The following is a 14,624-nucleotide window of genomic DNA, read 5'->3' as shown; positions in this document are numbered from 1 at the left end:
TCAGTTCTCCTCTCCCTGGAGCACCGCGAAGACGACGGGATCGGTCCGGTCGTTGACGGTCGTCACCCAGGTGGCGATGCGGGCACTGCCGTGGGAAAGCACCGCCCAGCCGTCCGGGTCGACCCGGTGCACGGTGAGCGCCTGTGTCATGTCTCCGGTCTTGCGCACGCATTCCAGCGCGCTCCAGACCCTGGTGTGCGCGACCGAAAGCGGCTCGCGGGCGTCCGCGGCGAGCAGTTCGCCCACCGAGAGCAGGTCCTCGCCGAGCAGGCCCGCCCAGTCTTCCGGCGTCCGCTCGATCGCCGTCTCGACGTCGCACGCGATCCGTCCGGTGCCCGTGATCGCCAGGGTGAGGCCGGCGCTGTGCGACGCGCTCACCTCGACGCCGTCGGCCTCCGGTTTCCCGTCCGGGCGGTAGCGGATGTCGAGCGGGGTGTCGACGGCTCGGCCGGCGGCCAAGGCCGTCTGCGCCCGCCGTTCCGGCGTGGTCTCCACGGAAACGCCCACCGGGTCCGGTTCGACGACGATCGCGCGGGACGAGCCGAGCAGCCGTTCGACGGAACGCTCCAAATAGGACCCGAGCATCGACGGGACCCAAGGTCCTTCACCGTCGCGCTTGCGGACCGCGCGCAGCTTCAGCCCTTCCCACCGTTCGACGAGCTTCCCGTCCGGGTTGCGGACGTCGAGGTCGTAGACGTAGCTGTCGCCGTCCTGCGAACGCTCGCGGGCGTCGAGGAGCACGTACTCCGGGTCCTGCTCGCCGGGCTCGGCCAGGTACAGCCGCTCGATCCCTTGCGGCAGCAGGGTCGCGTCCGGCACGCAGCACTGGATCGCGTGCATCATCGCGTCGCGGGTGCCCGGATCGGCCAGGAGCTGTTCCTGCGGGAGGAACGGCGCGAACCAGTCGACCTCGGCGCCGGTCGCGATCTCCGCGACCGCGTGCCGCGCGCTCGCCCGCCGGTAGCCAGTGACGCGCTGGAATCGCTTGCCCTGGAAGAGAACCGTGCCGTACAGCTCGGTCGTCGGGTCGACCGGGACCGGCGGCAGCGCGACGTCGCGGACGACGGTCTCGCCGAGCGGGTCCGGCCGGGAGAACCGCAGCCGGGCGTGGAAGTGATCCGCGCTGAACCCGGTCTCGCCGCTGCGCAGCACCACGTCCACCGTTTCGGCGTCCCTGGCCAGCGCGGCGAGCCGGATCGTGGTCGACCCGCCCGGCGAGACGATGATCGGGCGCAGGAACTCGACGTCGGAGAACACCGGCGCCGGCAGGGTTTCCGCACCCAGCGCGGCCTTGGCGACCTGGGTCATCGCCTCCATGCCGATCACCGCCGGGAACAGCAGCTGACCGTCGAGCAGGTGGTCGGCCAGGTACGGGTCGCTGCCCGCGGAGAGGTCGGCCTCGGTGATCAGCTCGACACCCGGGTAGTGCACCACGGCGCGGTCCACGAAACGGGTCAGCGGCAGTTCGCGCTTCTCCACCGGCAGGGTGGCCAGCCCCGCGGTACGGCCGCAGACGACCAGTACCGACGGGGCGGCCGGATCGCCGACGACCTGGCGGAGGATCTCGATGCCCTCCTCGGTCGGGATGGGGGTGATGCCGTCGCGCATCAAAGCGCTGACGACACCGAGCTTTTCGCCCATCCCGGTCCCGGACCAGACCGACCATTCCAGCGCGATCGCCCGTGCCCTCGGGTGTTCGCGGCCGAAGCGCACGGTCAGTTCGGTCATCCAGTCGTTGGCCGTGGCGTAGTGCGCCTCACCGCGCAGGCCCGCCCGTCCGATGATGCTGCCGAAGGTGACCAGCAGCTTGATCTTGTCCTTGTCGACGGCGTCGAGGACGGCGTTGAGGCCGCCGATCTTCGGCGCGAGGGTCTTGCGGAAGCTCTCCTCGGTCAAGGAGAACAGCGCGGCGGGCTCGTTGCGGCCCGCGCCGTGCAGCACCGCGGTGACCGGGCCGAACTCGGTCTGGATCCGGCCGATCGCGTCGGCCACCTGCGCGGAGGCGGTGACGTCGGCGCGCTCGTAGCGGTAGGTGATGCCCGCCGCGGCCATGCGCCCGAGGTTCTCCGACAGTTCGGCGTCGTCGGCCGGGTCGCTCCGGCCGAGCAGCGCCAGTTTCGCGCCGGAGTCCTTGGCCAGCGCCAACGCGCTCTCCGCGGTGATGCCCTTGCCGCCGCCGGTGACGAGCAGGACGTCGTCGGTGCCCAGCGGTGTCCCCTCCGCCTCGGCGGGGGTCAGGGCGCCGAGCTTCGGCACCGTGCGGACACCGGCGGAGTCGTAGCGGACCTCGCTGAAGTCGTTCGTCGCCGCGACCTCGGTGACCACGGTGGACACCGCGGCGCCGACGGCCTCGGGATCGATCGGGTTGACGTCGGCGAGATCGACGATCGTGGTGCGGGCCGACGGGTCCTCCAGCCGCAGCGTCTTCGCCAGGCCGGAAGCGCCGAGTCCGTGCTGCACCACGACGAACCGCGTGCCGTTGGGCGCGGCCAGCACCGCGCGGCCCGCGTCCAGGAACAGCCCGACGTCGTCCGCGTCGCTGTCCTCGTTCAGGCACAGGAGGACACCGTCGCCGACACCCGCGCCCGCCAGCGCCGCGCGCAGCGGCTCCTTCAGCGGATGGCCGTCGGGCGCGAACGCCGTCCATTCGGCGGTGGAGATGCCCGGCGTGAGGTCGGGCGCCGGCTTCGGCGCGACGACGTACTCGACCGCGAACGGCCGGACCCACGGTCCGACACCGGTGACCTCGGCCTGGTTGCCGTCGGCGGGTTTGGCGGTCTGCGCGAGTTCGTCGATCATCTCGGCGAGTTCGCCGAGACAGACGGTCGCGAAGTTCGGCATGCCCTCCAGCGCCGGGCGGCCGAGCGCGCGGGTCACGTCGTTGACCAGCTGGCCGACGGTGATCGACGACAGGTGCAGGTCGTCGAGCGGATGCGTGTCGGCGGTGACCGCTTCGAGCGGCAGTTCGACCCGCTCGGAGGCGAGCTTGCGCAGCAGGTCGAGCGTGCTGCTGCCGCCGTTCTCCGAGGCCTCGCCCGCCGTGGCTTCGGCGGGATCGGCGACGCGGTCGCGGGCCAGTTCCGCACCGATCGACGGCGCGGCCTCGCACGGGCTGGCGAGGAAGGAGAACTCGCCGTCCACCGGAAGTGCCCGCACGACCCGCCCGGCGAACAGCGCGGAGGTCTCCAGCGGGACACCGAACGCGAACGCGGCACCGGCGACCTTCAGCACCGCGGCCAGCGTCGGGCTGTCGGTGTCGATCGCGAGCACCGGCGTGCCGGGCGCGATCTCGCCGAACAGCCCGGTGAGGACCCGGCCGGGGCCGACCTCGATCACCAGGTCGCTGCGCTCGGCGACCTTCGCGGCCGCCTCACGGAAACGCACCGGCAGGACGACCTGGTCGCGCAGCAGATCGCGCAGGTCCTCGGCGGCGTGCAGGACGTCACCGGTCACCGTGGACACGACGGGCCGGTCGAGCCGGGCGAAGTCGAACGCGGTGAGTTCCTCGGTCATCGCCTCGGCGGCCGGGACGACCGCGGGCGAGTGGAAGGCGTGCGAGACGTTGATGCGGGTGGCGGTGAAACCCTCCGCGCGGGCACGCGCGACGACCCGGTCGATCGCCTCCGACGGTCCGGAAAGGACGGTCTGCTCGGGCGCGTTGTAGCCCGCGATGACGACTTCTTCGCCCTCGGCGAGCCGTTCGGCGACGCCCGGGGTGGCGGCGATCCCCGCCATGGCACCGTTTCCGTCGCTCGCGGTCGCCATCACCTTGCCGCGGATCTTCGCGAGCTTGAGGACTTCGCGTTCGGTGAGCGCGCCGCCCCAGTGCAGCGCGGTCAGCTCACCGAGGCTGTGCCCGGCGGCCGTCTGCGCCTCGATGCCGAGGCTCTTGAGCACGCGGAGCCCGGCGAGCGAACCGGTGACGATGCGCGGCTGCGCGACGTCGGTGGCGACCTGGTCCGCACCCGTCGAAAGCCCGGCGGCGCGGTAGATGTCGTCGGCGTGGGCGAAGCGTTTGCGCACCGCGCCGACCGTGCCCTGCCCGGAACCCTGGCCGGGGAACAGGAACCCGACCTTCGGGTCTTTGGAGCGGGCGCCGGCGAAGATGCCATCGCCTGCCGAGAAGACCTCCGGCTCGCCCTCGCCCAGGAGATCGAGGAGCTTGGCCAGCTTGCGCTCGGCGTCCTCCGGGCTGGTCGCGACGACCGCGGCGCGGACCGATTTTCCGGACAGTTCCGCGGAAAGCGTCCCGGCGAGGTCCGCGAGCTCCGCGAACGAAAGCCTCGGCACGACCTCCAGCAGCCCGGTCACCCGGCCGCGCAGCGACGCCGCGTCGTCGGCGTCGAGCAGCAGCAGCTCGCTGTCCTGCCGTCCGGCGACCAGCGACCGGGTCTTCTCGTCGAGTTCCTTGCGCCGCGCCGCGCCCGGCGCTTCGGTGACGGTGACGTGCGAGTTGATGCCGCCGAAGCCCATCGCGGAGACACCCGCGCGGACGGGGTGGTCCGACGGCCACAGCCCGGCCTCGGCCGGGACGTACATCCGCGCGGAGTCGCCGACCAGCGACTCGTGCGGTTCGAAGTGGCCGGTCGCGGGCGGGATGACCTGGTGGTAGACCGCCAGGGTGGCCTTGATAAGCCCGGCGACGCCCGCCGCGGCCTTGGTGTGGCCGATGTTGCCCTTGATCGTGCTCAGCGCGGCGCGGTCGGCGAGCGGGTCCGCGTCGCGGCGGGCGGTGGAGAGCGCCTCGATCTCGGTGGCGTCGCCCAGCGCGGTCCCGGTGCCGTGGCCCTCGAAGTAGGACACGGTCTCGACGCCGTACCCGGCCTTCTCGTACGCCCGCTTGAGCGCGAGGCGGTGACCCGACGCCTCGGGCCGCGTGATGCCGCCCTTGCCGTCGGAGGAGACACCCCAGCCGCCGATGGAGGCGTAGATCCGCTTGCCCTGCGCGATCGCGTCCTCCTCGCGCATCAGCACGAGCATGCCGGAGCCCTCGCCGGGCCAGAAGCCGTTGGAGTCGGCGTCGTAGACCTTCATCTCGCGTTTGGCGAGCGCGCCGGTCTTGGCGAAACCGATCACCTCGAACGGGTCGATCGACAAGTCGACACCGCCCGCGATCGCGACGTCGAGGTCGCCCTCGGACAGCGCGTTCGCCGCGGTGACCACGGAAAGCAGCGAAGACGAGCAAGCACCGTCCACGGTGAACCCGCCGCCGCCGAAGTCGAAGAAGTTGCAGACGCGGCCGGCGATCGTGTTCGCCAGGCCGCCCGCGAGCGTGTCCTCGTCGATCTCCGGGAACGGCGCCTTGTACTGCGCTTCGAGGTCGTGGAGGAACTCGGCGGTGTCGCCCTCGGCCCAGCCGCGCTCGGCGAGCGCGGCCGCGACCGTGCGGCGCACGTACGGCCAGCGCAGCCGCATGATGTTGGCGCGCGAGAACTCGCCGGTGAGGCTGTTGCCGATGACCACGCCGGTCGCGGTCCGCGGAAGTCCTTCGCCCTCGGGGAAACCCGCGTCCGCCAGGGCCTGCGCGGCGACGTCGAGGGCGAGCCAGTGCGTGGTGTCGGTCGACCGGAACGTGCTGCCCGCGACCTTGTACTTGATCCGGTCGAACTCGTAGTCGCGGAGGACCGCGGCCTTCTGGGCGTAGAAACGGTCCGGGGCCTTGGGGTCGGGCGAGTAGTAATCCTCGCGGTTCATCCGCTCGTCGGGCAGTCTCCGGAACGCCCGACGGCCGGCGAGGACGTTCTCCCACAGTTCGTCCGGGGAACCGGCGTCCGGGTATCGGAGACCGATACCGACAATCGAAATCCGCTCAACGCTCATGCCACCGCACTCCCCTAGCTCTCAACCACTCAAGTCTCGGAATCCGGTTCCGGCGCCGGGTTCTGTCCTCAGAAACACGGCGGCCGTCCGCATCTGCAGTCCGGTCAAGCATGACCCCGATCCGGGCCGACGGTCTTCTCTCATGTTGTTGAAGGCGGTCCCCAGCGCCATGAACGGTCCGTTCCTTGCGGAATTCGCAAGGAACGGACCGTTCATGGCGTCGGAAACCACCGCATTCGGCGGACTAAATGCGGGAAGGGGTCAGCGAGACACAGTGAGCGGCGGCGGCGAAACTCGCCCACCCCACCAGCTCGACCAGTTCTCGATCGTCCAAACCCGCCGCCGCGACCAGGGCGTCGTCGACCTGGTAGGGCGCTTTCGCGACCACCAAAGCCAGCCGCACGACGGGATCGCCCGCCGCGGCGGCCCACGAACGGCTCAGCCCCGGCGGGGAGCCGTCCCATGTGGACAGTTCCCGTGTCACGACTTCCCGCGCGGCCGAAGGAACCGCCAGCGAGCCGAACACCGCGGCAGCACGCGCGAAGGCGTCCTCGACGAACGGATTCCCCGCCGCCCAGGAGAAGTCCCGCGAGCCCGCCGGAACCAGCTCCAGCGCCTCGCCCGGCGTGGCTCCCTCGCCGGGCCGGAGGAACCGTCCCAAGACCGCCTTCGCCTTCGCCCGTGCGGAATCCGGCACGGTCGACGGCAGCGGCGACGGCCCGAGGAACACGCTCACCACCCGGTTCAGGTAGTGGAACGTGAACGCGACCGCGGTCAGCTCCGCCCGGGCGGCGGGCGACAGCTCACCGGCCAGAGGATCCGAAACGGCAAGGCCCGCGGCGATCGCCGAAGCCTCCGAAGAGCGTCCGAGCGAGCTCAGCGCCATCCCGTGCACTTCGACACAGTACGGACACGAATTCGCCTGTGACACCAGGGAAGCGACGACCTCCCGGTCCGCCCGGCCCGTCTCCCCCGCCGCCACCAGCGACTCCCGCAGCATCGCCCAGCTCGCCGCGAGCACCGGAGGAGACGGCGAATGCAGCGCCACCGGCGGGGCCAGCATGCCGAAGTCCCGTTCCAGCTGACGGTAGACGTCGCGCACGAGCCCGGACGCCCGGCCGAAGGGAATCGGCCGGACGTGCCGGACTTCGCGCAGCACCCGCCGCAGCGCGAGCCGCACCAGCCTGGGCGCCATGATCAGCTCCCGGCCACCAGCGACAGCTTGCTGACCGCCCGCCGCCCGGTGATGGACCCGTCCGGGGCCGGAGCGCCGTAGGAGACGTCGACGCCGCGCGCCTGGAGCGCCCGCACGATCCCCGGCACCGACCGTTCGGCCAGCGCGGCGATCGTCATCGCCGGATTCACCGTCAGCGCGCCCGGCACGGAGGCGCTGTCGGTCACGAAGATCCCGGGGTGGTTGCGGAGCTCGTGGTTCGGGTGCAGCGCCGAGGTCTCCGGGTCGTCACCGATCCGGCAGGAAGCCAGCGGGTGCACGGTGTACGCGCCGACGACGTCGTTGGTCCACGGCGCCACCTTCGCCAGGCCGTCCTTCTCCAGGATCTCCTTGCATTCCGCGTCGGCCAGCGACCAGCCGTGCAGGGTGTTCGGCGTCGGGTCGTACTTCAGCGGGCCGCGGCCGAGCATCTGCTGTGAGATGCGGTAGGCGTTGCCGGTGGGCGGCGGCGTGCCGAAGACGCCTTCGTTGTCGTCCTCGGTCATCAGGAAGATGGTCAGCCAGGAGGCCCACTGCTTCAGGATCTCCTTCTTCTGCGCCCCGAACCAGCGCGGTTCGTCACCGTCGGGCACCTGCGCGAGAATGGTGCCGAGCCCGGGCGGGAAGTACAGCTGCTCCAGGGAGTACCGCTCGTACTCCGGCAGCGATCCGTCGAGCTTGTCCCAGTTCGCCACGGTCGGGCCCTTGCCGATGTGGTTGGCCTCGTAGACCTTGCCGTCCTCACGGGACAGCCCGAGCACCTCGCGGACCCGCTCCTCGTTGATGATCGCGGTGTTGAGCCGCTCACCGTTGCCCGAGAAGTACCGGCCGACGGCGTGCGGCATCTCGCCGAGCGCCGATTCCGAACGCTGAAGGATCACCGGGGTCGCCCCGGCGCCGGCGGCGATGATGACGATCTTCGCGTCGATCGTCCCGCTGCCGGTCTGCACGCGGTAGTCGGAGTCGTCGACGGTGTTGAAGTGCACGCGGTAGTCGCCGTCGTCGATGCGCTCGATCCGCTGGACCTCGTGCAGCGGGCGGATCCGCGCGCCGTGCGCGAGCGCGGCGGGCAGGTAGTTGGTCAGCAGCGAGCGTTTCGCGTCGAACCGGCAGCCCGCCATCATGAAGTTGCAGTTCACGCACCGGTCGTTGTCCACCGCGACCGGCGCCGGGTTGGCGGTCCGGCCGGAGTGGTTGCAGAACGCCCCCCACAGCCCGCCCGCGTACGAGACGTCGTTCCAGTCCTGTTTGGACACCGGGAGCGAATCGGAAACCCGGTCGTACCAAGGTTCCAGCGAGTCCCGGGTGATCGCCGAAGGCCACATACGGCGGCCGATGCTGCCGTGACGCTCGAAGACGAACTTCGGCGCGCGCGGCATCGCGGCGAAGTACACCACGCTGCCGCCGCCGACGCAGTTCCCGCCCAGCACGCTCATCCCGTCGCCGACGACGAAGTCGAACGCCCTGGTGTAGGACGAGCCGAGCAGGTAGTCGTGCTCGAACTCCTTCGCCTCCAGCCACGGCCCGCGTTCCAGCACGGTGACCTTGGCGCCGCCCGCCGCCAGGTGGTAGGCGGGGATCGAGCCGCCGAAACCGCTGCCGACGATGACGACGTCGGTCTTGTCGTAGGCAGTCATGCGGGGCTCCCGGAAGGCGTGGTGTCGGGGTGGAGTCGCGCCACTTCGCGGCGGTAGGAGAACTTCGGGAACCGCCAGAGGCCGTCCTCGTCCGGCGCGGTGTAGCCCATAGCCAGCAGGCCGGGGTGGCCTTCGGCGATGGCTTCGGCGGTGTGCTTGTGCGCCGCGCTGTCGAAGGACATGTTGCAGAACAAGGCGAGGCTGACCCAGCCGTCCTTCTCCGGATGCCCCGGCGCGGTCAGCGACCGCACGAGCGCCGTCCTGTCCGCGAAGGACAGTGCGACGAACGACGGCAGCGACTCGTCCAGTGTGAGGTCGTGTTCCTTGGCGTAGACCTTCGCGTGATCGTTGAGGGACTGCGCCAGATACGGCAGCCCGACGGTCACCCCGGTCGCCTCGGTGTGCAGCAGTTCGAGCGCGCCCGCGACGACCGCGCCCGGTCCCTCCGAGGCGCCGGCGATCGCGTGGTCGCCGGGGAATCGCTTCTCCCCCGGCACGATCGTGTCCGCGTAGGCCTCCAAAGTGGACACCTTGACCTGTTCGTCCGAATCCACGGAACCTACCTCCTGTTCCTGGTGTGCACGGTCATCGGCAGCCCGCCGCGGACCCGCAGCGACAACATCGCCTCGGGGACCACGTCGTACCCCGGGAGCTTCCTGATTTCGAGATCCCGCAGGACCATCGTCAGCACGAAAACGGCCTCCATCACGCCGAGGCTGTTGCCGATGCAGAACCGCGGCCCGGCGCCGAACGGGATGTAGGCGTACCGGGGCCGCCCGCTCGGCCGGTCCGGATCGAACCGGTCCGGGTCGAATTTCTCCGGCTCCGGCCAGAACGCCGGATGCCGGTGCAGCGTGTAGGGCACGACGACGACGTCGGAGCCGGCGGGGATGTGGTAGCCGCCGATCTCGTCGTCGGCCTGCGCCACCCGCGGCAGCAGCCACACCGGCGGATACAGCCGCATGACCTCTTCGACGACCCTCGACGTGTACGGCAGCCGGTGCAGGTCGTCGTGCGTCGGCAACTGGTCGCCCAGCACCGCGTCGGCCTCGGCCCGCAGTTTCGCCGCGACCTCGGGATGTTCGTCGAGCAGGTGGAACGCCCAGCCCAGGGTGCTCGCCGTCGTCTCGTGCCCGGCCAGCAGCAGGGTGATCAGCTCGTCCCGCATCTGCTCGCGGGTCCCGTCGGTCGCGATGAGACGCGACAGCACGTCCTCGCCGTTCTCCACCGGGTTCGCCAGCCGCTGCTCGACGAGCTCTTCGGCGATGCGGCGGAGGTCGTCCCGCGACTCCCGGAACCGCCGCTGCTTCTTCAGCGGCGCCCACTCCGGGACCATGCTCAGGGTCACCGCTTCGAACATCGCCTGGTCCTGCACGGCTTCGAACGAATGCCCCAGCGAGGTGAACCCGCCGAGGTCCGCGTCGAGCAGGGTCTTGCCGAGCACACCGAGGGTCAGCCCGGTCATCTCGTGCAGGATCTCCACCGGTCCCTCGGTGTCCCGCAAGCGTTTCACGAGACCTTCGACCTCGTTCGCGACGACCGAGGCCTGCCGCGCGATCCGCTTGGGCTGGAACACCGGCTGGATGGTCCGGCGCTGCTTCTTCCAGACGTCGCCGTCGCTGGTGAGCAGCCCGTCGCCGAGCGCCCGCCTGGCCTCCTGGAGGCCGATTCCCTTGTGGTAGTTGGCCGCGTTGTCCGCGAGCACGTGTTTCGCCAGCTCGGGGTGGTTCACCAGGTACATCGTCTTGGGACCGATCGCGATCCGGACGACGTCCCCGTGCGCCTCCGCCGAATCCGACATGAGCGCCAGCCGGTCGGTGAAAAGCTTCTTCAGCAGACCGAAGGTCGCTCGGCGCGGCGGCCCGGGGGGCGCGAGACGCGCCCCCCGGGTTGATTCCGCACTCTGGGTCATGCCGCCACGGCCCCGGTTTCCGTCTCCGGCTTCTCGGCCGGCTTCGGCAGGGTCGTGACCTCGGCCGACTTCGCCTGCTCGGCCTCCCACTTCTCCGTGGCCTTCTTGGAGAAGTGCAGGCCCCACAGGAACATCCCGCGGATGAGGCAGACCAGGGCGGTCGCCAGGAACAGGCCATAGGCGACGTGGACGATCATGAAGAACCCGTACGCCAGTGCCACGCCCGAACCGAACAAGACCTGCGACGCGGGCTTCGACGGGGTCGTGCCCGGGTCGGTGACCATGTAGTTCGTGTAGAGCACGAACGCCACCCCGGTCATCATCCCGAGCGCGCCCGGGATCGCGGTGTCGAACACCAGACCACGGATGATCGCCTGCAGCGCGAACGTGATCAGCCAGGCGCCGATCAGCCACATCCGCTGGGTCAGCATCGCGTTGAGCACGGTGCCCGAGATCATGATGATGCCGACGATCAGCCAGCCGACCCACGAGTCGACCTGCTCGGTGAAGTGGTAGGGCGGCGCGATGCTCGCCCACGGGAACACCAGCAGGATGATCGTGATGCCGAAGTTCGACGGGTTCATGTAGTGGCGGAGCCGTCCCCGCACCGGGGCCTGGAGGACCCACTTGGCGCCGACGGCGACCACGACGCCGAACATCATGACCAGCACCTGGTCGTTGACGTAGGTCAGCATGTTGAGCGCGAGACCGGTGATGTGCGCCGGGAAGAGGAACTCCACCAGTCCCTTGAAACCGTTGCCGCGGAAGCGAACCGGACGGCCCTGGACGCGGGCCCCGATGATCTCCAGCAGGATTTCCGTGGTGTACGCCGTCGCCAGCGCGATGAACGGATAGGTGTACGGCTGCTCGAAACCGAGCACGGTGTAGCCGATGATGTTGAAGATGGTGATCGAGATCGCGAACCGGCGCAGGGCCGTGATCGTCTTGTTGCTCTTCGGTGCCGCTAGTGTCTGCTCAGCCATGACGGTCACTTCTCCTTAGCCTGAGCGCCGAGCTGGAACGTGTGGCTGCCCGGGTTCAGCTGGACTTCCTGCATGCGGATCTGCCCGGTCAGGTCACGCCACTGCAGGCACACCTTCACCGGCCCGGTGACCTTGCCGAGTCCGATCTGGACCTCGTGGCTTCGCTTGCCGGAGTGGCCGCTGCCGCCGTCGACGCGGTCCATGTACTTCTTGCCGTCGGGGGTGATGACGGTGACCTGCGCGCCGATCGCGGCGGTGCCCGCGGCCGGGAGCGGCCCCTCGGACGACGCCTTGTCCTGCACCAGCTTCAGGTTCAGGTACGAACCGGAGTCGGGGCTGACGTTGTGGTAGAAGATCGGCTGCTCCCACTGGCGGGCCACGGCGAAGTCGAGCTTGCCGTCACCGTCGGCGTCACCGGTGGCGATGCCGCGGGTGGGCACCGGGACCGCGAGACCGAGGCGCGGGGCCAGGTCGGTGTAGCGGCCATCGGCGCTCTTGGCCCAGAAGTGCAGGGTGTGGTCACCACCGACGTCGTCACCGGCCCGCATGTTCGGCCAGAACGTGGGGTGCTTCAGCAGTTCGTCGTTGGACGTCGCCAGTTCCTGCAGCTGCGGCCAGCGGTTGACGTCGCCCTTGACGAAGCCGGTCGCCTGGGTGATCACCGATTCGCCGCTGTTGTTGTAGTCGGCGATCTTGACGTCCCAGCCCCAGCCGGACCACGCGGTGCCGGCCTGTGCGCTGCGGTCCACCCACGGCGCCTCGCCGCCCTGCAGACGGCCGCGCAGATCCGCGGTGTCCTTGGCGGTGTTCATGAACTGGAAGTGGCTTTCCTCGATACCCCAGGACGTCGTGATGTTGCTGACGTACAGGTCGTAGAGACCGTCGTGGTCGAGGTCGGCGAAGTCGACGCCCATGCCCTTGAAGGAGTCGTTGCCGAGCACCTTCGACTTCGGCTCGTTGGGTCCGCGGATCCCCTTCACCTCGGCGAACTCGACCTTGCCGGGGCGGGACTTGTTGTACAGCAGGCGGTCGTGACCGAAGTCGTTGCCGATGTAGAGCTCCGGCAGGTTGTCGCCGTCGACGTCGGTGGCGCTGGCCGCCAGCGACCAGCCGCCTCGGGCGTCGGCCGGGATGGCCTGGTCGTCGCAGACGAACGTGGCCGTCGGCTTCGCGCCCTGGGTGGCGCCGGTGAACCGGAAGATGTACTTGCCACCGGCGTTGTCGGCGTGCGACATCGACTTGTTCATCTCGACCCCGCCCTCGACCCGGTCGTCGAGCACCGCGCTGTCGGGGAAGTAGTTGCCGATGAAGATGTCCTGGTGGCCGTCGCCGTCGAAGTCACCGACCGTCGCGGCGTTGGTGTTCCACAGTGGACCGGCGTATTCGCCGTTCTTGGAGTTGTTGCCCGGCACCAGTTCCACCGGCTCGTAGGCCGACGGCTCCAGCTTGGTCGCGCCCGGCTTCGAGAGGAACAGGATCGGGGTGCGGCCCCAGTAGTAGGCCAGCAGGTCGACCCGGCCGTCCTCGTTGAAGTCACCCGGCACGCAGCCCATGGGCGCGATGTACTTGCCCATCGGCAGCGGCGACGCGTCGAGCGCGAACGGCTTGTACCGGTCACCGCCCTTGCCCGGGGTCGGGGTGACGACCACCTGGTCGCTGCGCGGGTCCACGAAGCACAGGTCGTTCGCGAGCTTGTCGCCGTCGAGGTCGTTGACCGCGATCGCGGCGCCGACCGAGGAGATCCAGGCACGGATGTGCTCGTACTCCTTGTTCACCGTGCGGATCGACTGGCTCTTCGCCGCTTCCGGCAGGGCGATCGTCAGGGGTTCGAACGCGTACTTCGAGGCCATGGTGTCCGCCTCGGCGGTCGAGACCGTGGGCAGCTGCGCCACCACGAACAGTCCCGCCATCAGCAACAGCGCCACGATGCCCGCAAGCTGCTTGCGGAGCCAGCCCAAGGTCGCGGTCATTTACCTGCACCTCCAGAAGTGAGTACCTCGGCGGCGATGCGCTGTCGCCAGGTTTCGAAATGCGGGAGCTCGCCGTCGACGACCACGGCGGGGCGAACTTCCTGGGTGATGGCCGCGGCGCGCTCGGCCGGCAGCCCGCAGATCGCCTTCGTGGCGACCTCCGTCTCGGGGATCAGCAGCCCGGCACGGACGCGGGCTTCGGCGGCGAAAGCGCTGCCCTGGGCCAGGTTTCCCCGGTGCTCACCGGCGAACTCGGCCAGCTTCAGCAGCTCGTCGGAGGTGACACCGCACGCGTAGGTCGAGGCGAGCCCGATCCCGGCGTAGAGGTCTCCGTGGCGGTGCTCGGGGAATCGCGCGACGGTGTCGGCGACGAGATCGACGTCGGTGCCGCAGATGAACCACAGTGCCCGGCCGATGCCCTGGTCGATCGCCCGCAGCGAATACCCGTTGTTCCCGGGCGGCCAGGCGAAGTCCGGGTCCTGGAACTGGCCGTCGACGTACTTCGCCGTCTTGAAGTACGCCTGGTGGAACCCGTACCCGTCGAGCACCAGCCAGCGCAGCAACGGGTCGAAGTCCTCGGCGGACGGCCAGCGGAAGCGCGGCAGCCGCGCCATCGCCCAGCCGACGCCGACGTAGATGATGTAGTCGTGTTTCTCACCGGGACCGGCGAGGAAGTCCGCGATGTGCCCACGACCTCCGCCGGGAAGTCCGTCCAGCATTCCGTAACCCATTCCCGCGCCTTCGTAGGCGAAACCGCGGTATTTCACCGGAATGCGTTCGAGCCATTCTTCGGCTTGGTCGACGGAACGCGCTTCGACCGCGTGAGCGTAACCGAGCAGGAATTTCTCTCCGACGGTCTCCAGCAATTCTTGAGCGGCCGGGCTCTTCTTGTGGAAACCGCGCTTGTCCAGCGACGTCTCGGAGACGTCCGGGGTGATCATGCGACGCCTGAACGTGCGCCAACCATTGCCCAACACACTCTCCCCCTAACGGGTGGATTCGAATTCTGCGGACTGGTTAAAGGCTCACATGCGTGGCGACAGGCCAGCTACTCCACGGTTGCGCCCGCGGTTCTCCCGGTTTGCGGCA

The 14,624-nt window shown here is 69.6% G+C and carries 8 protein-coding genes; all 8 read right to left on the bottom strand.

All coding sequences use genetic code 11. The annotated features are described in order from the left end of the window. Nucleotides 1-5,820 (bottom strand): type I polyketide synthase, encoded by a 5,820-nt coding sequence (locus AB0N89_RS07545; protein WP_364201240.1) that lies wholly within the window; start codon nucleotides 5,818-5,820, stop codon nucleotides 1-3. Nucleotides 5,821-6,064: 244 nt separating this feature from the next. After that, entirely contained in the window at nucleotides 6,065-7,015 is a 951-nt protein-coding gene (locus AB0N89_RS07540; protein WP_364201237.1) for a carboxymuconolactone decarboxylase family protein, read from the bottom strand. A 2-nt stretch (nucleotides 7,016-7,017) separates the two neighbouring features. Then, nucleotides 7,018-8,670 (bottom strand): GMC family oxidoreductase, encoded by a 1,653-nt coding sequence (locus AB0N89_RS07535; RefSeq protein WP_364201234.1) that lies wholly within the window; start codon nucleotides 8,668-8,670, stop codon nucleotides 7,018-7,020. Further along, nucleotides 8,667-9,224 carry a DUF5987 family protein gene (locus AB0N89_RS07530; protein ID WP_364201231.1) on the bottom strand — a complete coding sequence of 186 codons (558 nt, stop codon included), beginning with the start codon at nucleotides 9,222-9,224 and terminating at the stop codon, nucleotides 8,667-8,669. Before AB0N89_RS07530 ends, AB0N89_RS07535 begins: the two co-directional genes overlap by 4 nt. Nucleotides 9,225-9,229: 5 nt before the next feature. Then, nucleotides 9,230-10,582: a cytochrome P450 gene (locus tag AB0N89_RS07525; RefSeq protein ID WP_364201228.1), complete on the bottom strand. Its 1,353-nt coding sequence runs from the start codon at nucleotides 10,580-10,582 to the stop codon at nucleotides 9,230-9,232. Continuing rightward, entirely contained in the window at nucleotides 10,579-11,565 is a 987-nt protein-coding gene (locus AB0N89_RS07520) for an enediyne biosynthesis protein (RefSeq protein WP_364201226.1), read from the bottom strand. Before AB0N89_RS07520 ends, AB0N89_RS07525 begins: the two co-directional genes overlap by 4 nt. 5 nt (nucleotides 11,566-11,570) lie before the next feature. Beyond that, nucleotides 11,571-13,535 (bottom strand): CRTAC1 family protein, encoded by a 1,965-nt coding sequence (locus AB0N89_RS07515; protein ID WP_364201223.1) that lies wholly within the window; start codon nucleotides 13,533-13,535, stop codon nucleotides 11,571-11,573. After that, nucleotides 13,532-14,509: a DUF1702 family protein gene (locus AB0N89_RS07510; protein WP_364201220.1), complete on the bottom strand. Its 978-nt coding sequence runs from the start codon at nucleotides 14,507-14,509 to the stop codon at nucleotides 13,532-13,534. Before AB0N89_RS07510 ends, AB0N89_RS07515 begins: the two co-directional genes overlap by 4 nt. Nucleotides 14,510-14,624 lie beyond the last annotated feature (115 nt).

This window comes from Amycolatopsis sp. NPDC089917, from assembly GCF_040684635.1.
Lineage (GTDB): Bacteria > Actinomycetota > Actinomycetes > Mycobacteriales > Pseudonocardiaceae > Amycolatopsis.
The sequence above is the reverse complement of the archived record's forward strand: the minus strand, read 5'-3'. Positions and strand labels throughout refer to the sequence as shown.